Genomic DNA, 23,983 nt, shown 5'->3' with positions numbered 1-23,983 from the left:
CCGCGTACGTACGCGCGTGCTACCGGGTCAGCGCTTCGAACCGTCCACGATCACCGGGGCCGAGGAGCCGTTCGCGCAGGGCACGGTGTAGATCGGGTTCTTCGCCGCCGCCTCCTTGAAGGCGTCGATGCACTGGTTCATCAGGACCTTGTCCGTCAGCGAGTCGTTGAGGATCTTGTTGGCGCGGGCGATGCCCTCCGCCTCGATCCGGCGCCGGTCGGACTCGGCCTTGGCGGTACGGGCGGCCTCCAGGGCGCGCTCGGTCGCCTGCTGCTGCTGGATCTTGCGGTCGATCTGGTCCTGGAGCGCCTTGGACGGCTTCACGTTGCGCAGGTTGACCGTGGTCACGTCGATGCCGCGCGGGGCCAGCCGCTCCTTGATCAGGACGCCGATCTCGGCGTTGATCTTCTCGCGGGCGGAGCTGTAGCCCTCCTCGCTGGTGTGGCGGGCGAAGACGTTGCGCACGATCTCCCGGCTGTCCGGGAAGACCAGCCGCTGCTGGATGGCGGACTCGCTGCCGGCGAGCCGGTACAGCTCCACGGCCTTGGACGGCGCGACCGCCCACTTCACGGTCACCTCGACCTCCATCACACCGCCCTGCGAGGAGCGGACCTCGACCACGTCCTGGTCGGAGAGGTTCAGGTCGACCGGGCGGGTGGAGAAGGAGGTGACCGTCGTGAACGGCGAGGTCACGTTCACGCCGGGCGTCATGGGCGAACCCACCTTGCCGAAGGTCACCGGCACGCCGACCTCGTACGCGCCGACCACGTGGACGACGCTGGTGATGCCCGCGAGGAGAGCGGCGATCAGCGCGCCCAGCGCGCCGAGGCGGAGACCGGTGCGGTCCATGGAGCGGCCCACGAAGTAGAGCACCAGCGCCGCTATGAGCAGAAGAATGGCCAGGACGAACACGAGAAATCCCCCCGGTGGAACGATGGCCGAGACAACAGATGTAAAGGGACCGTAAAGCATGGCGCGTCCCCCGGGCCATGCCGGGTCCCAGCAACCATTCCCCGCTCCCCGCTGCCGGAACCCGGACCCGCCCCCCGGAGGGGCAGCGGTCAGATCAGCCCGCGCTCCCGCAGGTACTCCAGCTGCGCCCGTACCGACAGTTCGGCCGCCGGCCACAGGGACCGGTCCACGTCCGCGTACACGTGGGCGACGACCTCCGGTGCCGTGCGGAGGCCGTTCTCGGCCGCCGTCTCGACCTGGGCGAGCCGGCTCGCCCGGTGCGCGAGGTAGAACTCCACGGCCCCCTGCGCGTCCTCCAGGACCGGCCCGTGGCCCGGCAGGACCGTGCGCACCCCGTCGTCGACGGTCAGCGAGCGCAGCCGCCGCAGCGAGTCCAGATAGTCCCCGAGGCGCCCGTCCGGGTGCGCGACCATCGTCGTCCCGCGCCCCAGGATCGTGTCCCCGGTGAGGACCGCCCGGTCGGCGGGCAGGTGGAAGGAGAGCGAGTCCGAGGTGTGCCCGGGCGTCGGGACGACCCGCACCTCCAGGCCGCCGACCGTCACCACGTCCCCCTCGCCGAGCCCCTCGTCGCCGAGCCGGAGCGCCGGGTCGAGGGCCCGCACCGGCGTCCGGGTCAGCTCGGCGAAGCGCCCGGCGCCCTCCGCGTGGTCCGGGTGGCCGTGGGTGAGGAGGGTGAGCGCGACCCGCTTGCCGAGCCTCTCGGCGGTCTCGATCACGTTCCGCAGGTGGCCCTCGTCGAGCGGGCCGGGGTCGACGACGACGGCGAGGTCCGAGCCGGGCTCGGAGAGCAGCCAGGTGTTGGTGCCGTCGAGGGTCATCGCGGACGGGTTGGGCGCCAGGACGTTCACGGCGCGGTCGGTCGCGGGCCCGGTGACCACGAGTCCGCGCGGCTGTCCGGGCAGGGCGGCGGCGTCGCTCATCGCGCGCCCCCGGAAGGGATGATCTTGGTGAACTCCTCGTGGCCCGGCCAGCTCAGGACCAGCTCCTCGCCCTCCAGGCGCGCCTGGGCGAGCACGGGGGCCAGTTCCTGCGCCGCCGCCGCGGCGAGGGCCTCGGCGGCCGTCCCGTACGGCTCCAGGGCGCGCAGGGTGGAGATCGTCGGCGGCATCATCAGGAGCTCGCCCCGGTCGTAGCCGGCGGCGGCCTCCGCCGGACGGATCCAGACCGTGCGGTCGGCCTCGGTGGAGGCGTTCCGGGTGCGCTGCCCGGCCGGGAGGGCGGCCACGAAGAACCAGGTGTCGTACCGGCGCTGCTCGAACTCGGGCGTGATCCAGCGGGCCCAGGCGCCGAGCAGGTCGGAGCGCAGGACGAGCCCGCGCCGGTCGAGGAAGTCGGCGAAGGACAGCTCGCGGGCGACGAGCGCCTCCCGGTCCCGCTCCCAGTCTTCGCCCGTCGTGTCCCCGACGACCCCGTCCCCGGTCTCCCCGGCGAGCAGGACGCCCGCCTCCTCGTACGTCTCGCGCACGGCGGCGCAGACCACGGCCTGGGCCTGCGCGGGGTCGTCGAGGCCGAGCCGGGCCGCCCAGGTCTCCCGGGACGGGCCCGCCCAGCGCACCGGGTGCTCGTCGCGCAGGTCGACGCCGCCGCCGGGGTAGGCGTACGCGCCGCCCGCGAAGGCCATCGAGGTGCGGCGGCGCAGCATGTGGACGTCGGGCCCGGCGGCCCCGTCCCGCAGGAGCAGGACGGTGGCGGCGCGCCGGGGCGCCACCGGGGTCAGCTCACCGGCGGCGAGGGCGCGGATGCGGTCGGGCCACTCCGGCGGGTACCACTGACCGTTCGACTGCTTCGACTGACCATTCGACATGGCCGGATGCTATGCGCAAGGACGGGAATGCACGAGGGCGAGCCGCCGCGCGGGGTCCGGAGGGCACCGGCCCCCATGCGCGAAGGCGGACTCCCCCACGCGCGAAGGCGGCCCCCCACGCGCGAAGGCGGGCCCCACGCGCGCGAAGGCCGGCCCCGGTGGAGGGGCCGGCCTTCGCGCGCGTACCGCGACGGGAGGGGCGGTCAGGCCTCGGTCAGCTCGACCTGGACCTCGACCTCGACGGGCGCGTCGAGCGGCAGCACGGCCACGCCGACGGCGCTGCGCGCGTGCACGCCCTTCTCCCCGAGGACGGCGCCGAGCAGCTCGCTGGCGCCGTTGATCACGGCCGGCTGCCCGGTGAAGTCGGCGGCGGAGGCGACGAAGCCGACGACCTTCACGACGCGCTTGACGCGGTCGAGGTCACCGGCGACCGACTTCACGGCCGCGAGGGCGTTGAGCGCGCACGTGGCGGCGAGCTGCTTGGCCTCCTCGGCGGTGACCTCGGCGCCGACCTTGCCGGTCACCGGGAGCTTGCCCGCCACCATCGGGAGCTGGCCCGAGGTGTAGACGTACACGCCCGACTGCACGGCCGGCTGGTAGGCGGCCAGCGGAGGGACGACCTCCGGCAGGGTCAGGCCCAGCTCGGCGAGCTTCGCCTCGACGGCCCCGCTCACGACCTGGGCCGCTTCAGGTAGGCCACGAGCTGCTCGGGGTTGTTCGGCCCGGGCACGACCTGGACGAGCTCCCAGCCGTCCTCGCCCCAGGTGTCCAGAATCTGCTTGGTCGCGTGCACCAGAAGCGGCACCGTGACGTACTCCCACTTGGTCATGGGCCCGACTGTATCCGCTGCCGGGGAGCGGCTCTCCGGGACGGCTCTCCGAGGCGGCCCTCCGGAGCGGCCCCGAAGCGTCCCCTAGGGAGGTTCTCGGGGGCGGCCTCCTGATTGGGCGCGGCCGCCAGTGGTTAGGCTCGACAGCGTGAGCAGGCTCCAGGTCGTCAGCGGCAAGGGTGGTACCGGTAAGACGACGGTCGCCGCCGCCCTCGCCCTCGCCCTCGCGACGGAGGGGAAGCGGACCCTCCTCGTCGAGGTCGAAGGCAGGCAGGGCATCGCACAGCTCTTCGAGACGGAGGCGCTTCCGTACGAGGAGCGCAAGATCGCCGTCGCCCCGGGCGGCGGGGAGGTGTACGCGCTGGCGATCGACGCCGAGCGCGCGCTCCTCGACTACCTCCAGATGTTCTACAAACTGGGCAGCGCGGGGCGGGCCCTGAAGAAGCTCGGCGCGATCGACTTCGCGACGACGATAGCGCCGGGCGTACGGGACGTCCTGCTGACCGGCAAGGCGTGCGAGGCGGTCCGGCGGCGGGAGAAGGACGGCCGCCCGACCTACGACCACGTGGTCATGGACGCGCCGCCCACCGGCCGCATCACCCGCTTCCTCAACGTCAACGACGAGGTGGCCGGCCTGGCCAGGATCGGCCCGATACACAACCAGGCGCAGGCCGTCATGCGGGTCCTCAAGTCCCCCGAGACGGCGGTCCACCTGGTGACCCTCCTGGAGGAGATGCCGGTCCAGGAGACGGCGGACGGCGTCGCGGAGCTCCGCGCGGCCGAACTCCCGGTGGGGCGGGTCGTGGTGAACATGGTCCGGCCGCACGTCCTCGACACCGCGGCGGTACGGGCCGCCTCCGGCGACCACCGGAAGGCGATCGCGAAGACCCTGGCCTCCGTCGGCGTCGCGGGCTCCGCGAAGCTGGTCGAGCCGCTCCTGGACCAGGCGGCCGAGCACGCCCGGCGGGTGGAGCTGGAGCGGGCGCAGCGCGCCGTCCTGGACGGCATCGGCGTCCCCGCGTACGAGCTTCCGTACCTGGGGGACGGGGGCGACGTCGCGGGGCTCTACCGACTGGCGAAGGAACTGCGGAGGCAAGGGGTGGGCGCGTGACGGAGAAGACGGCGACCGCCCCGGACGGGCGCGAGACCGGTGGTCCCGGTGGGCGTGGGGCGGACGACGGGCGCGGGCCCGGCGGGCGCGGGCTCGACGCCGCCGCCGTCCTGGAGCTGGACCCGCTGCTCGACGACCGGGGCACCCGCATCATCGTCTGCTGCGGCGCGGGCGGGGTCGGCAAGACGACCACGGCGGCGGCCCTCGGCGTGCGGGCGGCGGAGCGGGGACGGCGCGTCGTCGTCCTCACCATCGACCCGGCCCGCCGCCTCGCGCAGTCGATGGGGATCGACTCCCTCGACAACACCCCGCGCAAGGTGGAGGGGATCAAGGGCTCCGACGGCGGCGAGCTGCACGCGATGATGCTCGACATGAAGCGGACCTTCGACGAGATCGTCGAGGCCCACGCGGATCCCGGGCGGGCCCGGGCGATCCTGGAGAACCCCTTCTACCAGTCCCTGTCGGCCGGGTTCGCCGGTACGCAGGAGTACATGGCGATGGAGAAGCTGGGCCAGCTCCGGGCGCGCGACGAGTGGGACCTGATCGTCGTCGACACCCCGCCGTCCCGGTCCGCCCTGGACTTCCTGGACGCGCCGAAGCGGCTCGGGTCCTTCCTGGACGGGACGTTCATCAAGCTGCTCATGGCGCCGGCGAAGGTGGGCGGCCGGGCCGGGATGAAGTTCCTGAACGTCGGCATGTCGATGATGACGGGGACGCTCGGAAAGCTGCTCGGGGGTCAGTTCCTCAAGGACGTGCAGACGTTCGTGGCGGCGATGGACACGATGTTCGGCGGTTTCCGGACCCGCGCCGACGCCACGTACAAGCTGCTCCAGGCCCCGGGCACGGCCTTCCTCGTGGTGGCCACGCCGGAGCGGGACGCGCTGCGCGAGGCCGCGTACTTCGTGGAGCGGCTGGCCGCGGAGGAGATGCCGCTGGCCGGTCTCGTCCTCAACCGCGTGCACGGCAGCGGGGCCGCCGGTCTCTCGGCGGAGCGGGCGCGGGCCGCCGCGGAAAATCTTGACGAGGGTCGCATTGTGGATCAGGGGGACGGGAAGACTGGTCAGCGTGGCTCCCCGGCCACCGCCCCCGAGCCGTCCGAACTCGCCACCGCCGCCGCATCCGCCGTACCCGCCGCACCTGCCGAATCCGCCGGATCCGAGGCTGCCCCCACAGCCACCGCCGATCCGGCCGCACAGCACGACGCCGCACTCGACGACGCATCCGATGACGACGCCCTCAACGACGAAGCGTCCGATGACGAAGCGCCTGATGACGAAGCGCACGACGCCGTGGACGTACGGCAGCTCACCGCGGGACTCCTGCGTCTGCATGCCGAGCGCATGCGGGTGCTCGCGCGCGAGCAGCACACGCGCGACCGCTTCACCGCGCGCCACCCCGAGGTGGCGGTGGCGGAAGTGGCCGCCCTGCCCGGCGACGTGCACGACCTCGCCGGCCTGCGGGCCATCGGTGACCGGCTCACGACCGGGCGGACGCCCTCGGTCTGAGCCCTCTCCGCCGTCTCCCGCGCGTCGGGATCTCCTCCCGCCGCACGCGTGACGGGACCGTCCCACCGGGGCGCACGCCCCGGCGCGTTCAGCCGACCGCCGCGTACGCCTCGTAGGTCGCGTCGTCGTCCATCGCCACGGGCAGCAGGCCCGCTCCCCGCTCGTACTCCGTGCGCGCGGTCTCCAGGAGCCGGCGCCACGAGGTGACGGTCGGTCTCCGGCGCAGCAGGGCGCGGCGCTCGCGCTCCGTCATGCCGCCCCACACGCCGAACTCCACACGGTTGTCGAGGGCGTCGGCGAGGCACTCGGTCCGCACCGGGCATCCGGTGCACACCGCCTTGGCCCTGTTCTGCGCCGCTCCCTGCACGAAAAGTTCATCCGGATCGGTAGTGCGGCAGGCCGCCTGCGCACTCCAGTCAGCTACCCAGCCCATACCGGCGCCGTCCTCTCCCGAATCGAGGCTCCCCCACGGCGGCAGCGGCATATTCACCGCTGCCAGTTGGGACGTTACGGAAGGTGGGCACAGCGCAACACCCCCTTCGGGCCCAATCTTGAATGGCCCGAACGGACTATGCGTGCGCGTCAGATCACCCAGGGGAGTGATCGATGGACATGCGTGGGATAAGGGACATACCTCGTGGATATGCCCTTCCTCGGCGGTCTCACTTCGGACACCGCGTGACGCATGAGCCTCAACCGGACACGAGCTTCCCGTGTTTCGGGGTCACGGGAATTCATGTCGACGTCACAACCGGGCCTTGTTGTCGGACCGCACTGCTGTGACAGTTGTGAGCAGCTTAGGCCAAGGCCTGTGCGCCTGTCCGGCGAATGGGAACCTGGGCGCGCGTGCCCGGTACCGGCCCCGCACCGCCCCCGGACGTCCCCGCACCGCCCCCGGGACGGCCCCGTACCTCCCCCGGATGTCACGGTCCGGTACCCGAACGCTCCGAGAGGCCCCCGCTCCCGCTGTTCGCTCATGTCTACGGATTAGGCTGCCCCCCATGGCAAAGAAGCGCTCGGGCGGTGGTCTGACCGGGACCCAGCAGGCCGCCAAGTTCCTCGGTGTCAGTGTGCTCGCCGGAGCCGTGCTGGCAGGCATCGCCCTGCCCGCGGCCGGGGCACTCGGGCTGGCCGCGAAGGGCACGGTCGAGGGGTTCGACGAGATCCCCTCGAACCTGAAGACCCCGCCGCTGAGTCAGCGCACCAAGATCCTCGACTCCGAGGGCGGTCTGATCGCCACGGTGTACTCGCGGGACCGGACGGTCGTCCCGATCGAGAAGATCTCCCCGTACATGCAGAAGGCGATCGTCGCGATCGAGGACGGGCGCTTCTACGAGCACGGGGCGATCGACCTCAAGGGCGTGCTGCGCGCGATCAACCGCAACGCGCAGTCCGGCGGCGTCTCCGAGGGCGCGTCGACCCTCACCCAGCAGTACGTGAAGAACGTCTTCGTCGAGGAGGCCGGCGACGACCCCGAGAAGGTCGCGCAGGCCACCCAGCAGACCATCGGCCGCAAGGTCCGCGAGCTGAAGTTCGCGATCCAGGTCGAGGAGGAGCTGGGCAAGAAGAAGATCCTGGAGAACTACCTCAACATCACGTTCTTCGGGCAGCAGGCGTACGGCATCGAGGCCGCCTCGCAGCGGTACTTCTCCAAGCGCGCCGCCGACCTGACCCTCGGCGAGGCGGCGATGCTGGCCGGCCTCGTGCAGTCGCCCAGCCGCTACGACCCGATCAACGACATCGAGGAGGCGACCAAGCGCCGCAACGTCGTCCTCCAGCGGATGGCCGACGTGAAGGACATCAGCCAGGCCGAGGCGGACGCGGCGAAGGAAGCTCCGCTGAAGCTGAAGGTCAAGACCCCGAGGAACGGCTGCATCACCGCCGTCGACGGCGCCGGCTTCTTCTGCGACTACGTCCGCAAGACGATCCTCGGCGACCCGGTCTTCGGCAAGACGTCCGAGGAGCGCCAGAAGCTGTGGAACCTGGGCGGCCTCACCGTCAAGACCACGCTCAGCCCGCGCGCGCAGGCCGCCGCCAACGAGGCCGCCATCGCGAAGGTCAACAAGGACGACCCGGTCGCCGCCTCGGTGGTGCAGGTCCAGCCCGGCACCGGCAAGGTCCTCTCGATGGGCCAGTCCCGCCCGTACGGCCTGGACCCGAAGAAGAACGAGACGACGCTCAACCTCGCCGTCGGCAGCAGGATGGGCGGCACGACCTTCGGCTTCCAGGTCGGCTCGACCTTCAAGCCGATCACGGCCGCGGCGGCGCTGGAGAAGGGCCTGAGCCCGGCGCAGAGCTTCGACACCCCGGAGCAGATCAACCTCCAGGAGAGCGACTTCCGGCTCTGCAACGGCAAGCCCGCCGGGTACAGCGACTGGGAGGTCAACAACGAGCTCGAGTCCGAGAAGGGCTCGTACGACATGACCAGCGCCCTCGGCAAGTCCATCAACACGTACTTCGCCAAGCTGGAGCAGCTGGCCGGTCTGTGCGAGACGCTGACGATGGCGAAGAAGGTCGGCTACGAGCGCGAGCTGGGCAAGCCCATCAAGGAGAGCCCGTCCGCCACCCTCGGCAGCCTGGAGAGCACCCCCCTCGACATGGCGTCCGTCTACGCGACCTTCGCCAACCGGGGCCTGTACTGCACCCCGGTCGTCATCGAGTCGGTCAAGGCCGCCAACGGCGACAAGCTCAACGTGCCGCAGACGAAGTGCAGCCGGGCGATGAGCGACCGGACCGCCGACACGGTCAACCAGATGCTGAAGGGCGTCGTCGAGGACGGCACCGGCCAGAAGGCCGGCCTGAGCGACCGCGACAACGCGGGCAAGACCGGTACGACCAACGACCGCAAGGACGCCTGGTTCGTCGGCTACACCCCGAACCTGTCCACGGCGGTCTGGGTCGGTGACGACGTCGGCGAGAAGAAGTCGATGTACGACATCACGATCGGCGGCGAGTACTACGACAAGGTCTGCGGCGGCTGCCTCCCCGGTCCGATCTGGAAGATCGCGATGACCGGCGCGCTGGACGCCGGCGACACCCCGCCCTTCACCGCCGTCTCCGTGCCCCGGGCCGATGCCCCCAAGGACAAGGAGAAGGAGGGGGAGGAGGGCCCGAACAGGTCGGGGAAGCCCAACAAGCCGAAGAAGCCCCGCGACGGCAAGCCGAACGTCCCCGGGATCACGCTCCCTCCGGGCCTCTTCGACTGAGACCGGCCCGCGGAACACGAGGAGGGCGCCCCCACACCGTGGGGGCGCCCTCCTCGTGTCCTCCCGCGGATCAGCCCGCGAGCAGCTTCTTCACGGCGGCGGCGACCCGGCCGCCCTCGGCCCGGCCGGCCACCTTCGGGTTCACGATCTTCATGACGGCGCCCATGGCGCGCGGCCCCTCGGCGCCCGCCGCCTTCGCCTCCTCGACGGCCGCCGCGACGATCCCGTCGAGCTCCTCGTCGCCGAGCTGCTGCGGCAGGTACGCGTCGAGGAGGACGCCCTCGGCCCGCTCCCGCTCGGCGGACTCGGGGCGACCGCCCTGGGCGAAGGCGTCCGCGGCCTCGCGGCGCTTCTTCGCCTCCTTGGCGATCACCTTCTGCACCTCGTCGTCGGAGAGCTCGCGCTTGGTCTTGCCCGCGACCTCCTCCTTGGTGATCGCGGTGATGGTCAGCCGCAGGGTCGAGGAGCGCAGTTCGTCGCGCTCCCTGATCGCGGCGTTGAGGTCGTCCTGGAGCTTCGCCTTGAGCGTGGTCATGGGCCCCAGTGTGGCAGGTGCCCCGCCCCCACCGCCCGCGCATTTCCCCCGCACGGGTCTGCGACGATGGGGGGATGCGCGCACGGTACGGGATCCCCCTGAAGATCACGGCAGGCCTCACGGCGACGGCCGCGGCCGGACTCGTCTACGCGGCGGGCTTCGAGGCCCGCTCCTTCCGGCTCCGCCGGGTGACGGTCCCGGTCCTCCCCCGCGGCATGGGCGACCTGCGGGTCCTCCAGGTCTCCGACATCCACATGGTGAGCGGCCAGCGCAAGAAGCGGGCCTGGCTCCAGTCGCTCGCCGGGCTCCGCCCGGACTTCGTCGTCAACACCGGCGACAACCTCTCCGACACCGACGCGGTGCCGGAGGTCCTGGACGCGCTCGGGCCGCTGATGGAGTTCCCGGGCGTGTACGTCTTCGGCTCCAACGACTACTACGGCCCCAAGCTGCGCAACCCCGCCCGCTACCTGATGGAGAAGGCGCAGGGCCGCCACGGCCTCAACGGCAACAAGCCGGCCGTCGGCGCCGTCCACAACCCCTGGGAGGGGATGCGGGACGCCTTCGACGCGGCGGGCTGGGTGGACCTCACCAACACCCGGGGCCGGCTGAAGCTGTCGGGGGCCGAGCTGGCGTTCACCGGCCTGGACGACCCGCACATCAAGCGGGACCGCTACGAGCGGGTGGCGGGCGGCCCGGACCCGGACGCCGACTTCACGGTGGGCGTGGTCCACGCCCCGTACCTGCGCTCCCTGGACGCCTTCACGGCGGACGGGTACGACCTGGTCCTCGCCGGTCACACCCACGGCGGCCAGCTCCGCGTCCCCCTCTACGGGGCGCTCGTCACCAACTGCGACCTGGACACGGACCGGGCGCGGGGCCTCTCCACCCACACGGCCGGGGGCCACACGTCCTACCTGCACGTCTCGGCGGGCTGCGGCACCAACCGCTTCACCCCGGTCCGCTTCGCCTGCCCCCCGGAGGCCACCCTCCTCACCCTGACGGCCCGCCCCTGACCCCACGGCCAGCTACGGCGGCGCCGCCCGAATACCGGATTTCGCCTCAGCGCGCGCGTGGGCTAAAGTAATCGATGTCGCCGCGACGTGAACACACAGAGCAGCGACATCGGGGTGTAGCGCAGCTTGGCAGCGCGCTTCGTTCGGGACGAAGAGGTCGTGGGTTCAAATCCCGCCACCCCGACTTCGTAACAGCAGCTCAGGGCCGGTTTCCCTTAGAGGAAACCGGCCCTGATCGCGTTGTATCCGGGTGTCGTCTGGGTGTGATCTTGAAACGGATTGTCACCGCTCGGCGGCGCGCTGCTGCAACAGCCGGCCGAAGATCGGGACCGGGGAGCACGGGGCGAGGAGCAGTTGGTCGTCCAGGAACTCGTGCCAGACCTCGGTGAGCTGGCCCATGAGGAGCGCGCGCATGGTGTCCGTCACATGGGTGTACCGGGCGCTGCCCGATCCGTCCTCGTGGCCCTGGCGCCAGTCCGCAAGAACCTTCAGGCAGCCCAGCTCCTCCGGGAGCGTCTCCCGGTCATGTGGCTCGGGTCGGCCCAGAGCGAGGACAACGAGCACGCCCCGATCTGCGTCTGCGAGCCGTGCGTACGGCGCGCCGAAGAGCTGGTCACCGCCCACGACGCCCGCCGTGACGCCGCCTGAACGACCACACCGTCTCGACCGACCGAGAACACGAGGAGACGAGCGGCACGGGCCAGACGTAGGACGGCGTGCGGAAGCCGCGCGGCTGGCTGGACGAGGAGGACCAGGCCGCGGCCGGCGACGTGCGGCTGCTGCGCGTGCTCAAGATCGGTGAGGAGTTCGGGGAGGCGGCGGAGGCCATCACCAGGGCCCTCGGCGCCAAACCGCGCAAGGGCGACAGCCACACCTCGGAGGATGTCGAGAGGCAGCTGTGCGGCGTCATCGTGACTGCCCAGGTGGCCCTGCTCGCGATCAACCCGGAGGCGGAGAAGGTCCTGGACGCGCGAGTGCAGGGGCTCCTGGAGCGGCTGAACCTCAGCTGACCCCCAGCCCGAACGCGCCGCTGCCCCGGAGCCCAGGAGACTGGGCCCGGGGCAGCGGCATTCCCCGGCCCGGTCTCAGGTGGCGGGGCGCTCGGCCGCGACGAGGAGGGTGGCGGCGGGCCGGGGGCCGTCGCCTGCGGGCAGCTCCTCGACGCGGATGTCGGTGAACCCGGCCTGGTCCAGGACCTTGGTCCACACGTGCTCCTGCAGCACCCACCGGTGCATGGTGGCGCTCTCGCCCCCCGGGGTCTTCGCCGGCACCTCCGCGGCCGTGACGTCCGGCTGCGCGGGCTTGCCGGACAGGTAGTGGGCGAGGGTGGAGAAGACCAGGTGCCCACCGGGGCGGAGCGCGTCAGCGGCGGCCGGGAGCAGCTCGCGGGGGTCGGTGAAGTCCACCGCCCCGAAGTGGCTGTAAAGCACGTCGTAGGCGCCCGGGTTCGCGCGAAGGTGGGCGACGGCGTCCGCGTGGACGAAGTGCAGGCGCGGGGCGAGGCCGGCGTACAGGGCGGTGGCCATGCCGTGCTGGGCCGGGGACGCGTCCACGGCGTCGATCCGGTTCGGGGCGTGGTGCACGGCCAGGTGCGCGGCGTGGCGGCCGGTGCCGGCGCCGAGGTCGGCCACGGTCTTGCCGGTGAGGTCGCCGAGGACTTCCGGGCCCGGCCCGTCCTGCTGGTCCCAGGCCCAGCGGAAGGAGTCGGGGACGGCGTGGTCCTGCGCGGCGCGGGCCCGGCCGTAGTGGTGCCACAGGTCTGTGGTCGTGGTCGTCACCCGCGTCATCCTGGCGGCACCGCGCGGGGCCTGCTGCCGGTTCGGGCGAAAGTCACCCGGGCGTGCCTCGGCGGCCCGAGCCGTGGGCCCGGACCGCCGGGGACGTCGCGTGGGGGTCAGTGCGAGTCGTTGCCCGGGTGGCAGGGGCCGCAGTCGGCGGCGTCCTCCCACAGCGGGAGGTCCACCTCCCAACCGGCGCGGGCGACGAGGTGGGCGGTCTTGATGACCGACCCGTCGTTCTTCATCTCGACCTTGGGCACGTGGTGCAGGAAGCGCCCGCCGTTGTACTTGTCGCACAGCTCGGCGTAGGCGACGGTGTCCAGGATGATCGTGTGGGCGCCGATGTCGACCAGCTTGCTCGGGGCGAGTCCCAGGCCCTGGCCCCGGAGGGACATGGCAGTGAGCAGGTAGGCGTAGCCCTGGCCGAGGACGCGGGTGGCCATGACGGAGTCGTACGGGCAGTCCCGCATCAGCAGGCCGACCTGCTTCTCCCAGAGGTCCGCCGGCACGATGTCACGGGGGGAGCGGGCCAGCCCGGTCACCGGGTCGGTGGCGACGGGGGTGTCGGCTGCAGTTGCCATGGTGCCTCCCTTGGATGGTGCCCCACGAGGTGCGGGGCGATGTAGCGAGAACACCGCATCCGGCACCCGGTCGGTAATCAACTGGCTTTGCCTGCAAGCCGTTTGCACGTTGTGCAAACGGTCTCGACGGGCGCCGTCCCGCGCCCGTACCGTGGTGACCCCCGGTCGTGCAGCAGGGGGAGGGACCAGTGCCCGGTGACCCGCTCTGGAACAGCGCGAAGGTCAGGGAGCTAGTCGTCCGGCGACAACCGGGCGGACTCGTACGGTTGGGCCGTGAGCACCGAGGATGGACGCTCGCCGAACTCGGCGAGCACCTGGGGTGCTCGGCGGCGACGGTCTCGCGGATGGAACGCCGGACCCGGGTCACCGACCTGACGCTCATTCACCGGGCCGCCTCCACGGTGGGCGTTCCTCGACACGTCCTGGTGAGTTCCCTGGCGCCCCCCGCTCCTTCCGGACAGGCCAGCACTAGAGTGTCGGCCAGCCCGCACGCCGAGGAGGACCCGATGCGCCGCCGCTCGTTGCTCGCCGCCACGGCGACCGTCCCGGCCGCCATGCTGCTCGGCATGGACCGGGCCCTGGCCGACACCCCGTCACCGACGGGCAGGGGCGCCCTGGACGCCCGTGTGACCTCCGCCCGCGACCTCTACGACAAGGGGGCCCACACGCAGCTCCTCGGGCTGCTGCCGGGCCTCCTGGCCGACGGACACGCCGCCGCCTCCTCGCGCTGCGAGCTGGACCAGGCCCGAATGTCCTCCGTCTACAGCCTGAGCGCCGCCCTGCTGATCAAGCTCGGCTCGTACGAGCAGGCCCGCCTCACCGCCGACCGCGCGCGCACCTGGGCCGAGGTGTCCGGGTCCCCGCTCGCCGCCGCTGCCGCCTCCCGCGAGCTCGCAATCGTGCTGCGCCACCAGGACCGGGGCGAGGAAGCCCAAACCCTCATGGAGTCGGCCGCGGCCCGGATGGAGGCGACAGGGCTGCGGACGGACGCAGCCTCGTCGGCCTACGCGCAGATGCTGTGCACCCTGGCCTACACCGCCGCCCGGAGAGGCCAGCGCGCGGAGGCCCTGGCCATGGCCGCGGAGGCACGGCGGGCCGCACGGCGCCTGCCGCTCCAGGCGCCTGCTGGGCGTCTCTTCCCCATCAGCCCGGCCGCCGTGGATCTCTACGCCGTCGGCGTCCACTGGGCCCTCGGCGACGCCGGCGCCGCCCTGGAGGCGGGGCGGAACCTTCGGCCCGAGCACTTCTGCACGGCTGAGCGGAAGGCACGCCTGGGCACAGACATGGCCCGTGCCTGGTGGGCGTGGGGCCGCCCTGAGCAGACCGCCCGCGCCTTGCTCGACGCCCACCGTGCGAGCCCCGGCGAGGTGAGAGACCGCCCCGCGATCCGCAGCATCGTGACCGAGTTGGCGCAGCGGCACCCTCGTGCCGTTGGCGTGCGGGAGCTGCACGCCGCCGTGTCCGCCCCGGCGAGCTGAGACCGCCGCCCGTCGGGCCCCACCGGGTCCGGACATGCCTCGCTCCCGGCACCAACGGGTCCCGGCCAGCCGTCGACCCGGCCTGAGTCGGCGCTCGCCCGGGTGCGACACCCAGTTCTGGAGGCGACACCCAGGTGTCGGGGGCAGCGTTGCACCCTCTCCGACGTGGGCACACGTCTGCGGTACCTCTGCCGATTCTGGGTGTGAACCGGGTGTCGGTCTCCGGAACCAAGGAGTGCAGGAGGGGTGTCCCAGAGGTACCGCAGACGCAGGGCGGCGGAGCGCCAGCCTTGAACCAACGCCTCCGAACTGGGCTTATGCGGCGCTACAGTGCAGGTCAGGAGGGTGCGGAGCGCGGGGCCGTTACCCAGCGTCCCGGATTCGGGGCGAAGAGGTCGTGGGTTCAAATCCCGCCACCCCGACGGCCGTAAGACCAGGTCAGGGGCCTGATCCGCGAGAGCGGGTCGGGCGCCTGAGTGGTTTCCGGGGGTGGACGGGGGCCGCTCGCCGACCCGGATCGGCAGGTACGCATGGCAGACCGCCCCGGTCGCGGGAAGCGGGGCGAAGGGCATCGCGAGGGCGGTGCGGACCCCGGGTGTCGCCGTGTGATCGGGACGGTACGGCCGTGCGACCCCCGTGGGGCAGCGTCACCGGGTCGGCCACGCGCAAGGGCCCAGCCGCACGCTCCCCAGCCCCCGGCCCGCGGCGGACGGGGCACGTCCCGGAAGGAAGGGCCGGCGCGTCGCTGCGGCCGGATCCGTTCCGTCCCGTACGCCCCTGGTGGCAAGGGGCGTTGAAGGTAGCGGCGGTGATCAGTACTGTCGGTCGTCAACAGGGAGTCAGGGGGCGGTTCTTGTGGTGACGCGCCGCAGTCGTGCGTGGGGGCCCGGGGCCCGGACCTCGGCGCGGGCGGCGTTCGCGGGTCTGGTCGGCGCGGTGGTCGGCATCGCCGCGTACTCCATCAGCCAGACCGGGGGGCAGCTGCTGTCGGTCGTGGTGGGCGGGCTGGTCGGTGTCGCGGTCGTGCTGGGGGCCGAGTTCTACCGGCGGTCGGCGCAGCTGACGGAGGTTCAACTCACTTTGCCGGGCAGCGTGATGGTCTTCGCGGCCAACACGGACATGCGGCAGGCGGCCCTGCGGATGTTCTTCCAGGCTTCCACGCGCATCGCCACCCGTCCGCTGGACGACGGCAGCGGGAACCTCCGCGAGGCGCTGACCTCGCTCAAGACCCTGTTCGACCTGTACCGGGAGCCGTTGGAGTCCGGGGCCGCGCCCCCGCCGCCCGCCAAGGGCGACTCGGTGCACGAACTCGTCCTGGACGTCCTCAACTTCGAGCTCGCCCCGTTCCTCGCGAAGTGGCACCCGCGGCTCAGTGCCTGGGAGGCCTCCCAGGGCGAGCGGGTGGACGAGACGGCGTGGCCCGACAACGCCGCGTTCCGCGCGGACCTCAAGGAACTCCAGCAGCGTCTGCGTCCGTACGTCATCGGGCTCGGGGAGATCGCCGGGGTCCGCGACCCGGAACGGCACCTGCGCCGGTCCGCGTGGAACCCGGGGGCCGGGGGCGCGCCGGTCCCCCACCAGCAGGGAGCCGGGTCCGACACCCCCTGAGGCGGCCCGGCGGCGTCCTCGTCGTTCGCCTGCACCGTTTGCGCCCGGCGGGGGATCATTGCGCGACACGGCACGACAAGCACCTGGTCACTCGGGGGGTCACGATGACCGAGAGTACGCAGCGGTTCTTCATCAGTTACGCGGGACCGGACCGCCCCTGGGCGGAATGGGTGGCCTGGCACCTGGAGCGGGCCGGCCACGAGGTCACGCTCGACGTCTGGGACTGGCGTACCGGTGACGACTTCGTACGCCTCATGGACAGCGCCCTCGGGACGGCCGACGCCGTCGTGGCCCTCTTCTCCAAGTCCTACTTCGAACCCGGGCGGTGGACCGAGGAGGAGTGGAACGCCACGGTCGCCCGCAGGGACCGCATCGTCCCTCTCGCCCTGGAGCCCATCTCCACCGACGACGTCCCCCCGATCCTGGCGCCGAGGCTCCGCAAGGACCTCCACGGCCTGGACGAAACCGCTGCCCTTGCGGCCCTCCGGGAGGCGATCGACGGCGGGGCCCGACCGACCAGCAGCCCGGCCTTTCCCGGCACTCCCCCGTCGGCGGAACCGGCTTCGGCCCCCGACGACACGCAGCCGCGGCTGCCGAGCAGTGCGGGTCTGCCCGACGTGTGGAACGTACGCCGAAGCAACCCCGACTTCTCCGGGCGCGAAGCCGAGCTCACCCGGCTCCGCGAGGGTCTGCTGAGCCCCCGGCAGTCCCCTGTGCAGGTGCTGCACGGGATGGGCGGCATCGGCAAGACGCAGATCGCCCTGGCCTACGCCCACCGCTTCGGCGGCCAGTACGACCTGGTGTGGTGGATCGACGCCGAGCAGGCCGACCAGCTGCCCGTCCACTACACGGAGCTGGCGGACCGCCTCGGCATCGCCAAACCCGACGCGGGCTCCGAGCACAACGCCCGTGCCCTGCTGCAGCACCTGCGCGACCGGCAGCGCTGGCTCCTCATCCTCGACAACGCCGAGGATCCCGGCCAGATCGAGACCTGGCTTCCCGAAGGACCCGGCCACGTCCTCATCACCTCGCGCAACCCCGACTGGCAGGGCGTCGCCCACCAGACGGGCCTGGACGTCTTCACCCGCTCCGACGCCGTCGCCTACCTCGAACTCCGCGTCCCGGGCATCGCCCCCGACCAGGCCGACGCCCTCGCCAAGGAGCTCGGCGACCTCCCCCTGGCCCTGGCCCAGGCAGCGGGCGTCGTCGGCAGCGGCATGACCCTCGACCGCTACCGCCGGCTCGTCACCACCAGCACGGCGAGGATCCTGAAGGAGGGCGAGGCCCCGGGCTACCCGGCCACACTGGCCGCTTCGGTCGACATCGCCACCAATCACCTGGGCGGCGACCACCCCGACGCCCTCGCCCTTCTGCGCCTCGGCGCGTTCTTCGGTCCCGAGCCCATCCCCACCGCCTGGCTGGAGGACGCGCGTCCCCGGCTGAGCACCATCCCCGGTGATCCGGACGACCTGATGTGGCCGCACACCGCCCTGCAGCCCCTGAGCCGTTACGGGCTCGCCCGGGTGGACCACGAGGCGTTCCAGATCCATCGTCTGACGCAGGCGGTCCTCCGTGACCAGACCGACGCGGAGCAGGTCCGGACGATCCACGGCGACGTCGCGGCCGTCCTCGGCGACGTCGACCCGGGCGACCCCGAAACTCCTGACACCTGGCTCGGCTGGGCCGCACTCGCCTCTCACCTCACGGCTCAGCACGTCGTCCTCGCCGACCGCCCCGAACTAAGGGTTCTCCTGCTCAGGGCCGTGCTCTTCCTCATTCGGAGCGGCCAGCCGCAGAGCGCCCACGGTCTCACGACCTCACTGCGGCAGTCATGGGTCTCCGAACTCGGAGAGGAGCACCCGGACACCCTTACCTGTACGCAGTATCTCGGTCACGCGACCAGCGATCTCGGCGACCTCAAAGGAGCCCTGCCCCTCATTCAGGACACGTTCGTCCGGCGGCAGCGCACGCTCGGAGACGATCACCCCGACACGCTGCATTCCGCCAATGATCTGGCTGTGATCTTGCGCTCCAGCGGGGCAAACACAGAGGTTCACCGCATGTACGAGGACACCCTCGCCCGACGACGCCGCACCCTCGGCGACGACCACCCCGACACCCTCCAGTCCGCCCACAACCTCGCCGGCACCATGCGTGTCTTCGGCAAACTGGATGAGTCCCGCCGCATGCACGAGGACATCCTCACCCGACGACGCCGCACCCTCGGCGACGACCACCCCGACACCCTCCATTCCTCCCAGAGCCTCGGCATCACACTGCACGACCTACGCGAACTGGATGAGTCCCGCCGCATGCACGAGGACACCCTCACCCGACGACGCCGTGTCCTCGGCGACGACCACCCCAATACCCTCCGGTCCGCCCACAGCCTCGCCGCCACACTGCACGACCTACGCGAACTGAATGAGGCCCGCCGCATGCACGAGGACACCCTCACCCGGCAACGCCGTGTCCTCGGCGACGACCACCCCGACACCCTCCATTCCTCCCACAGCCTCGGCATCACACTGCACAACCTGCACAACCTGGGCGAGGCCCGCCGCATGCACGAGGACACCCTCGCCCGACGACGCCGCACCCTCGGCGACGACCACCCCGACACCCTCCAGTCCACCCACAACCTCGGCACCACTCTGCGCCTCCTCGACAAACCGCACGAAGCCCACCGTCTGCACGAAGACGCCTTCACACGGATGCAGCACGCTTTCGGTAGCGATCACCCCGAGACCCTCCAATCCGCCCACAGCCTGGCCATCACCTTGTACGCCCTCCGGCGCCATCCGGAGGCGATCCAGCTGCTCGAAGAAACGCGAGGTCATCTACGGCGCACCCTCGGTGATCAGCACCGCGACACCCGTAGTGTCACCGATTCACTCGCCACCGTCCTGACCGAAACGGGACAGCGCTTCAAGGCCCAGCGGCTGCTCGCCCAGCAGAAGCCGAAGAAGCGCCGCTTCGGCAAGAAGTCCCGGTGACCGGAGGCCGCTAGATCACCGGCGGCCGTCCCAGCCGCGTCATGCGCAGGACCGTCGACCAGCGGATCGGGGCGCGGGGGCCCGCCGGGCGGCGGACGCCCTCGGCGAAGCCGGCGAGCCAGGCACCGAGGCCCGGGAGGGAGCGGGTGCGGGCCAGGGTGAGGAGGGTCCAGACGCCGAGGTAGACGGGGACGAGGAGGGCCGGCAGGTTGCGCTTGGCCAGCCAGACGCGGTTGCGGGCGGTCATCCGGTGGTAGACGGCGTGCCGGGCCGGGCTGGTCCTCGGGTGCTGGAGGAGCAGTTCCGGCGCGTAGACGACCTTCCAGCCCGCGTCGAGGGCCCGCCAGGCGAGGTCCGTCTCCTCGTGGGTGAAGAAGAACTCCTCCGGCCAGCCGCCGATCCCGTCGAGCATCCGCATCGACAGGCCGTGGCCGCCGCCGAGGAAGGTCGTCACCTCGCCGCCGCGCATCGGGTCCTTCGCCCCGAGGCGGGGGACGTGGCGGCGCTGGGTCTCGCCGGTCTCGTCCGCGATGCGGAACGAGACCACGCCGAGCGCCGGGTCCTCCGCGTACAGGTCCGCGAGGCGGCGGAAGACGTCCCGGTCGACGAGGAGGCCGTCGTCGTCGAGGTCCACCACCACGTCCACGTCGCCGAAGGAGCGGAGGGTCTCGATCGCGACGTTCCGGCCGCCCGACACCCCCCGGTTCTCGGGCAGTTCGACGCCGGTCACGCCCTCGGGCAGCTCCGGGAGCGTCCCCGTGCCGTTGCCGACGACCACGGTCCGGGCGGCCGGCTCGTCCTGGCCCGCCACGGCGTCGAGCAGCGCCCGCAGCTCGGCCGGGCGCGTGCCCATCGTCAGTACCGCCACACCGATACGCGGTCGCGCCACGGTCCGCTCCGTTCCTCGCAGGCCAAAGGTCCTCGCAGGCCTCGAAGGCCTTTCGGGCCGCGATGCTAGCCGTCCCGCGTCACCTTCCGTTCACCCGGACCACGGATGTCGTGCACCGCGGGGGCGTTCGGAGGGGGAGCGCGGCGAGGAGCGCGACCGCACGGCTCTACGCTGGTTCTCTTCCGTCAGGTTGATCGATCTTCGAAAGGGTGGTCTCCAGGTGCTGGTCGCGGACCGATATCGGCTTCACGTGTGTATCGGCCGGGGCGGCATGGGCGAGGTGTGGCAGGCCACCGACGAGGTCCTCGGCCGGGCCGTGGCCGTGAAGCTGATGCTGGCGAACGCGGCCGACCCCTCCGCGGGCGACCGGTTCCGCCTGGAGGCGCAGACCGCCGCCCGGCTGAGCCATCCGCACGTGGTGGGCGTCTTCGACTTCGGCACGTGGGACGGGAAGCTGTTCCTCGTCATGGAGTTGGTCGAGGGCGACAGCCTCGCCGGGAGCCCCTCCGACCCCCTGGTCCTGCCGCCCGAGCGGGTCGCCGTGGTCGCCGCGCACGCCGCCGCCGGGCTCGCGGCCGCGCACCGGCAGGGCGTGGTGCACCGGGACATCAAGCCGGGGAACCTCCTCATCGACGCCGAAGGCACGGTCAAGCTGGCCGACTTCGGCATCGCCCGCTTCGTCGACGACCCCTCGGCCGCGCTCACGACGACCGGTCAGATCGTGGGCACCGGCCTCTACCTGGCGCCCGAGCGGGCCCTGGGGCAGCCCGCCTCGTCCGCCTCCGACGTGTACTCGCTCGGCTGCGTGCTCTACCAACTGCTCACCGGGAGACCCCCGTTCCGCGCGGACACCGCGACCGCCCTGCTGTACCAGCACATCGACACCCCGCCGGCGCCGCCCGCGCACCTCGGGGTCGCGCTGCCGCCCGAGTTCGAGTCGTACCTGCTGAGCCTGCTGGCGAAGCAGCCGGAGCAGCGCCCCTCGGCGCAGGCCATCGCCGACTGGTTCTCCTCCGGCGCCTGGCGTTCCTACGGGCCGCCCCGGACCGCCCCCTCCCCCGGCCCCCGGCACCACGCCGGGCCCGCGCCCATGCCCCGGCACGTGCCCGCCCCCACCCCGCCGCCGGTGACCGGACCCGGCGCCGCCGCGCCCGCCTCCCGGCGGCGCGAGCGCCCGGCGCCCACCGGCGGACTCGCGGAACTCTCCCGGCGCCGCCCGCGCAAGACGGCCGCCGTGGCCGGGGCCATCGCCTTCGTGGTCTTCCTGATCATCGGCATGGCCTGGCTCTCCTGACACGACCTGGTTCTCCTGACCCGGCCCGGCCCTCCCGACGCCCGCGGCGCGAGCACGGACGGTTCAGTACGGCCTCGGCGCCATCACCAGCGGATCCCCCTCGTCCGCCGGGACCAGCAGACAGCGCGGCGCGCCGGGGTCCGCGGTCGCCCGTACGGTCACCGTCGTCGGCGGGTCGGTCGGCAGCTCGACCGGGAGCGCGGCCCGCCGTTCGCGCCCGAGCACGACCCGGGCGGTCTCCTTGCCGTCGACGAGGACGTCGACGACCGCCGAGTGCCCCGTCTCCACGGTCACGGAGACCGAGTGCCCGAGGTGGTCGATGTGGAAGTGGTGCCGTCGTCTCATGGGTCACCTCCGTCCCTCCCAGGGTAGGTACGGCCCGGCCCTCCCGCCCCTCCCCGCTCCCCCGCCCCGGCGTGCGGGCCCGGGGGCCCGGTGGTCAGATGGACCGGTACGAACCGGCACGGACCCTCACGTACCGGTAGCGCGGAACGGAGCACCCCGCCCATGAGCGACACCCTGCCCTCGTTCGAGGACGCGACGGACTTCGCGAACGCCGACCGGGGCTTCCTCGCCGCCCTCGTCCCCGGCACGGTCACGGACGCCGACGGGCGGACGGTCTGGGACGGCGACGCCTACCGGTTCCTGGAGGCGGACTGCCCCGACACCGCGCACCCCGGCCTCTGGCGGCAGGCGCGGCTCTGCGCCCGGCAGGGGCTCTACGAGGTCACCGGGGGCGTCTACCAGGTGCGGGGCCTCGACCTGTCGAACATGACGCTCGTCGAGGGCGAGCGCGGGGTCGTCGTCATCGACCCCCTCATCTCCACGGAGACCGCCGCCGCGGCCCTCGCGCTCTACCGGGAGCACCGCGGCGACCGCCCGGTCACCGGCCTGATCTACACCCATTCGCACGGCGACCACTTCGGCGGCGCCCGGGGCGTCCTCCCGGACGGCACCGAGGAGGGCGTGCCCGTCCTCGCCCCGGCCGGCTTCCTGGAGCACGCCGTCAGCGAGAACGTGTACGCGGGCAACGCCATGACCCGCCGGGCGAGCTACATGTACGGGGCGAACCTGCCGAAGGCGCCGGACGCCCAGATCGGCACCGGGCTCGGCCAGACGACGTCCACCGGCACCATCAGCCTGATCCCGCCGACCGTGGACGTCACGGAGACCGGCCAGGAGGAGACGGTCGACGGCCTGCGGATCGTCTTCCAGCTCACGCCGGGCACCGAGGCCCCGGCCGAGATGAACTTCCTCTTCCCCGACCTGCGCGCCCTGTGCCTGGCCGAGAACGCCACGCACAACCTGCACAACGTCCTGACCCTGCGCGGGGCGGTCGTCCGGGACGCCCGGATCTGGTCCGCGTACCTCGACGAGGCGATCGAGTACTTCCACGGGCGCCACGACGTCGCCTTCGCCTCCCACCACTGGCCGACCTGGGGCCACGACGAGGTGGTGCGGTTCCTGACCGAGCAGCGCGACCTCTACGCGTACCTGCACGACCAGACGCTGCGGCTGCTCAACGAGGGCCTCACCGCGCCGGAGATCGCCGAGACGATCGAACTGCCGCCCGCGCTCGAACGGGCCTGGCACGCGCGCGGGTACTACGGCTCCCTCAGCCACAACGCGAAGGCGGTCTACCAGCGCTACCTGGGCTGGTTCGACGGCAACGCGGCCCACCTCTGGGAGCACCCGCCGGTCGAGCTCGCCAAGCGGTACGTGGCGGTGGCGGGCGGGCCCGCCGAGACCCTCGGCAAGGCACGCGCGTACGTGGAGGAGGGCGACCTGCGGTTCGCCGCGACCCTCCTGAACCACCTGGTCTTCGCCACCGCGCCGGAGGTCCCCGTGGGCGAGGAGCGCCCGGCGAGCGCGGTCCACGAGGAGGCGAAGGAAGCCCTCGCCGGGGTCTACGAACGGCTGGGGCACGGCTCCGAGAACGGCCCCTGGCGCAACTTCTACCTCACCTCGGCGCAGGAGCTCCGGCAGGGCGTCAGCGGCGAGATGGTCGACATGACCAACCCCGAGATGGCGGCGGCCCTCACCGTCCCGATGCTGGTCGACTCGATCGCCGTCGCGATCGACGGGCCGCGCGCCTGGGACGACGACCTGACGCTCGACCTGGTCCTGACGGACGACCCGGAGGGCGGGCGGCGGCGGCTCACCCTGCACAACGGGGCCCTCACCCACCGGGCGGTCACCGACCCCCGGACGCCCGCCGGGCTCACCCTGACCCTGTCCGGGCCGCAGTTGCTCGGCCTGCTCGCCGGGAAGGGGCCCGAGGAGCTCGGGGTCGGGACGGAGGGCGACCCCGCCCTGCTCGCCCGCCTCCTCTCGTACGTGACGAAGCCCGATCCGCTGTTCCCGATCGTCACGCCGTGAAACCC

General features: G+C 72.2%; 23 protein-coding genes and 1 tRNA gene. 12 read left to right on the top strand and 12 right to left on the bottom strand.

Annotated elements, in window-relative coordinates:
- Positions 1-27: 27 nt before the first annotated feature.
- From ADL08_RS08070 to ADL08_RS37085, 5 genes are all read right to left on the bottom strand, one after another.
- Entirely contained in the window at positions 28-912 is an 885-nt protein-coding gene (locus tag ADL08_RS08070; protein ID WP_053641373.1) for a prohibitin family protein, read from the bottom strand.
- Between the two features lie 149 nt (positions 913-1,061).
- On the bottom strand, positions 1,062-1,892 hold the full coding sequence (locus tag ADL08_RS08065) for an MBL fold metallo-hydrolase (protein WP_053641372.1): 831 nt from the start codon (positions 1,890-1,892) through the stop codon (positions 1,062-1,064).
- Positions 1,889-2,776: an NUDIX hydrolase gene (locus tag ADL08_RS08060; protein ID WP_053641371.1), complete on the bottom strand. Its 888-nt coding sequence runs from the start codon at positions 2,774-2,776 to the stop codon at positions 1,889-1,891. The genes ADL08_RS08065 and ADL08_RS08060 overlap by 4 nt, the downstream gene beginning before the upstream one ends.
- Positions 2,777-2,979: 203 nt before the next feature.
- Positions 2,980-3,450 carry a RidA family protein gene (locus ADL08_RS08055; RefSeq protein ID WP_053641370.1) on the bottom strand — a complete coding sequence of 157 codons (471 nt, stop codon included), beginning with the start codon at positions 3,448-3,450 and terminating at the stop codon, positions 2,980-2,982.
- On the bottom strand, positions 3,447-3,605 hold the full coding sequence (locus tag ADL08_RS37085; protein WP_159043020.1) for a DUF4177 domain-containing protein: 159 nt from the start codon (positions 3,603-3,605) through the stop codon (positions 3,447-3,449). The genes ADL08_RS08055 and ADL08_RS37085 overlap by 4 nt, the downstream gene beginning before the upstream one ends.
- A gap of 148 nt (positions 3,606-3,753) precedes the next feature.
- Between ADL08_RS37085 and ADL08_RS08050 the strand changes: the two genes are divergently transcribed.
- Both ADL08_RS08050 and ADL08_RS08045 read left to right on the top strand, forming a co-directional pair.
- Entirely contained in the window at positions 3,754-4,716 is a 963-nt protein-coding gene (locus ADL08_RS08050; protein ID WP_053641369.1) for an ArsA family ATPase, read from the top strand.
- The gene (locus ADL08_RS08045) at positions 4,713-6,221 is read left to right on the top strand and encodes an ArsA family ATPase (RefSeq protein WP_420709576.1); all 1,509 of its coding nucleotides are present in this window, start codon (positions 4,713-4,715) and stop codon (positions 6,219-6,221) included. Before ADL08_RS08050 ends, ADL08_RS08045 begins: the two co-directional genes overlap by 4 nt.
- A gap of 88 nt (positions 6,222-6,309) precedes the next feature.
- Here the strand turns inward: ADL08_RS08045 and ADL08_RS08040 are convergent, their stop codons facing one another.
- Complete coding sequence (locus ADL08_RS08040) at positions 6,310-6,654, bottom strand: WhiB family transcriptional regulator (protein WP_030206027.1); 345 nt, start codon at positions 6,652-6,654, stop codon at positions 6,310-6,312.
- A 568-nt stretch (positions 6,655-7,222) separates the two neighbouring features.
- Here ADL08_RS08040 and ADL08_RS08035 point away from each other — a divergent pair.
- On the top strand, positions 7,223-9,427 hold the full coding sequence (locus ADL08_RS08035; RefSeq protein WP_053641368.1) for a transglycosylase domain-containing protein: 2,205 nt from the start codon (positions 7,223-7,225) through the stop codon (positions 9,425-9,427).
- Positions 9,428-9,497: 70 nt separating this feature from the next.
- Here ADL08_RS08035 and ADL08_RS08030 read toward each other — a convergent pair whose 3' ends face one another.
- Positions 9,498-9,962, bottom strand: coding sequence for a GatB/YqeY domain-containing protein (locus ADL08_RS08030; protein WP_053641367.1), 465 nt, complete (start codon positions 9,960-9,962; stop codon positions 9,498-9,500).
- A gap of 74 nt (positions 9,963-10,036) precedes the next feature.
- Here ADL08_RS08030 and ADL08_RS08025 point away from each other — a divergent pair, with 74 nt between their 5' ends.
- Entirely contained in the window at positions 10,037-10,975 is a 939-nt protein-coding gene (locus ADL08_RS08025; protein WP_053641366.1) for a metallophosphoesterase, read from the top strand.
- A 110-nt stretch (positions 10,976-11,085) separates the two neighbouring features.
- Positions 11,086-11,159 (top strand) — tRNA-Pro (locus ADL08_RS08020).
- A 98-nt stretch (positions 11,160-11,257) separates the two neighbouring features.
- On the opposite strand, the gene ADL08_RS37080 is transcribed toward ADL08_RS08020, so the two are convergent.
- Complete coding sequence (locus ADL08_RS37080) at positions 11,258-11,401, bottom strand: hypothetical protein (protein ID WP_159043019.1); 144 nt, start codon at positions 11,399-11,401, stop codon at positions 11,258-11,260.
- 33 nt (positions 11,402-11,434) lie between these two features.
- On the opposite strand from ADL08_RS37080, the gene ADL08_RS08015 reads away from it, so the two are divergent.
- Positions 11,435-11,623 carry a hypothetical protein gene (locus ADL08_RS08015; RefSeq protein WP_159043018.1) on the top strand — a complete coding sequence of 63 codons (189 nt, stop codon included), beginning with the start codon at positions 11,435-11,437 and terminating at the stop codon, positions 11,621-11,623.
- Positions 11,624-11,691: 68 nt separating this feature from the next.
- On the top strand, positions 11,692-11,985 hold the full coding sequence (locus tag ADL08_RS08010; protein WP_053641364.1) for a MazG-like family protein: 294 nt from the start codon (positions 11,692-11,694) through the stop codon (positions 11,983-11,985).
- Positions 11,986-12,060: 75 nt separating this feature from the next.
- Here ADL08_RS08010 and ADL08_RS08005 read toward each other — a convergent pair whose 3' ends face one another.
- Positions 12,061-12,762, bottom strand: a complete 702-nt coding sequence (locus ADL08_RS08005; protein WP_053641363.1) for a class I SAM-dependent methyltransferase — start codon at positions 12,760-12,762, stop codon at positions 12,061-12,063.
- 107 nt (positions 12,763-12,869) lie between these two features.
- A complete protein-coding gene (locus ADL08_RS08000; RefSeq protein ID WP_053641362.1) occupies positions 12,870-13,334 on the bottom strand; it encodes a hypothetical protein in 465 nt (154 codons plus the stop codon).
- Between the two features lie 188 nt (positions 13,335-13,522).
- Here ADL08_RS08000 and ADL08_RS07995 point away from each other — a divergent pair, with 188 nt between their 5' ends.
- The 3 genes from ADL08_RS07995 to fxsT all read left to right on the top strand — a co-directional run bounded on the left by ADL08_RS07995 (position 13,523) and on the right by fxsT (position 19,416).
- On the top strand, positions 13,523-14,812 hold the full coding sequence (locus tag ADL08_RS07995; RefSeq protein WP_053641361.1) for a helix-turn-helix domain-containing protein: 1,290 nt from the start codon (positions 13,523-13,525) through the stop codon (positions 14,810-14,812).
- 858 nt (positions 14,813-15,670) lie between these two features.
- Positions 15,671-16,420: a hypothetical protein gene (locus ADL08_RS07990; RefSeq protein ID WP_159043017.1), complete on the top strand. Its 750-nt coding sequence runs from the start codon at positions 15,671-15,673 to the stop codon at positions 16,418-16,420.
- 104 nt (positions 16,421-16,524) lie between these two features.
- Entirely contained in the window at positions 16,525-19,416 is a 2,892-nt protein-coding gene (fxsT, locus tag ADL08_RS07985; RefSeq protein ID WP_053641359.1) for an FxSxx-COOH system tetratricopeptide repeat protein, read from the top strand.
- Positions 19,417-19,426: 10 nt separating this feature from the next.
- Here the strand turns inward: fxsT and ADL08_RS07980 are convergent, their stop codons facing one another.
- Complete coding sequence (locus ADL08_RS07980; protein WP_199836970.1) at positions 19,427-20,305, bottom strand: glycosyltransferase family 2 protein; 879 nt, start codon at positions 20,303-20,305, stop codon at positions 19,427-19,429.
- Between the two features lie 220 nt (positions 20,306-20,525).
- Between ADL08_RS07980 and ADL08_RS07975 the strand changes: the two genes are divergently transcribed.
- A complete protein-coding gene (locus ADL08_RS07975) occupies positions 20,526-21,599 on the top strand; it encodes a serine/threonine-protein kinase (protein WP_078968068.1) in 1,074 nt (357 codons plus the stop codon).
- Positions 21,600-21,662: 63 nt separating this feature from the next.
- Here ADL08_RS07975 and ADL08_RS07970 read toward each other — a convergent pair whose 3' ends face one another.
- Positions 21,663-21,944, bottom strand: coding sequence for a hypothetical protein (locus ADL08_RS07970; RefSeq protein ID WP_053641357.1), 282 nt, complete (start codon positions 21,942-21,944; stop codon positions 21,663-21,665).
- A gap of 162 nt (positions 21,945-22,106) precedes the next feature.
- Between ADL08_RS07970 and ADL08_RS07965 the strand changes: the two genes are divergently transcribed.
- Positions 22,107-23,978: an alkyl/aryl-sulfatase gene (locus ADL08_RS07965; RefSeq protein WP_053641356.1), complete on the top strand. Its 1,872-nt coding sequence runs from the start codon at positions 22,107-22,109 to the stop codon at positions 23,976-23,978.
- Positions 23,979-23,983: the final 5 nt, after the last annotated feature.

Source organism: Streptomyces sp. NRRL F-6492 (genome assembly GCF_001280125.1).
Taxonomy (GTDB): Bacteria; Actinomycetota; Actinomycetes; order Streptomycetales; family Streptomycetaceae; genus Streptomyces.
Note: the sequence above shows the minus strand (reverse complement) of the source record. Positions and strands in the feature narration are given on the sequence as shown.

Coding starts and splice junctions, on each gene's coding strand:
- fxsT (WP_053641359.1), top strand. CDS start 16,525: ATGACCGAGAGTACGCAGCGGTTCTTCATCAGTTACGCGGGACCGGAC.
- ADL08_RS08040 (WP_030206027.1), bottom strand. CDS start 6,654: ATGGGCTGGGTAGCTGACTGGAGTGCGCAGGCGGCCTGCCGCACTACC.
- ADL08_RS08030 (WP_053641367.1), bottom strand. CDS start 9,962: ATGACCACGCTCAAGGCGAAGCTCCAGGACGACCTCAACGCCGCGATC.
- ADL08_RS08025 (WP_053641366.1), top strand. CDS start 10,037: ATGCGCGCACGGTACGGGATCCCCCTGAAGATCACGGCAGGCCTCACG.
- ADL08_RS08005 (WP_053641363.1), bottom strand. CDS start 12,762: ATGACGCGGGTGACGACCACGACCACAGACCTGTGGCACCACTACGGC.
- ADL08_RS08060 (WP_053641371.1), bottom strand. CDS start 2,776: ATGTCGAATGGTCAGTCGAAGCAGTCGAACGGTCAGTGGTACCCGCCG.
- ADL08_RS08065 (WP_053641372.1), bottom strand. CDS start 1,892: ATGAGCGACGCCGCCGCCCTGCCCGGACAGCCGCGCGGACTCGTGGTC.
- ADL08_RS08035 (WP_053641368.1), top strand. CDS start 7,223: ATGGCAAAGAAGCGCTCGGGCGGTGGTCTGACCGGGACCCAGCAGGCC.
- ADL08_RS37085 (WP_159043020.1), bottom strand. CDS start 3,605: ATGACCAAGTGGGAGTACGTCACGGTGCCGCTTCTGGTGCACGCGACC.
- ADL08_RS07970 (WP_053641357.1), bottom strand. CDS start 21,944: ATGAGACGACGGCACCACTTCCACATCGACCACCTCGGGCACTCGGTC.
- ADL08_RS07965 (WP_053641356.1), top strand. CDS start 22,107: ATGAGCGACACCCTGCCCTCGTTCGAGGACGCGACGGACTTCGCGAAC.
- ADL08_RS08000 (WP_053641362.1), bottom strand. CDS start 13,334: ATGGCAACTGCAGCCGACACCCCCGTCGCCACCGACCCGGTGACCGGG.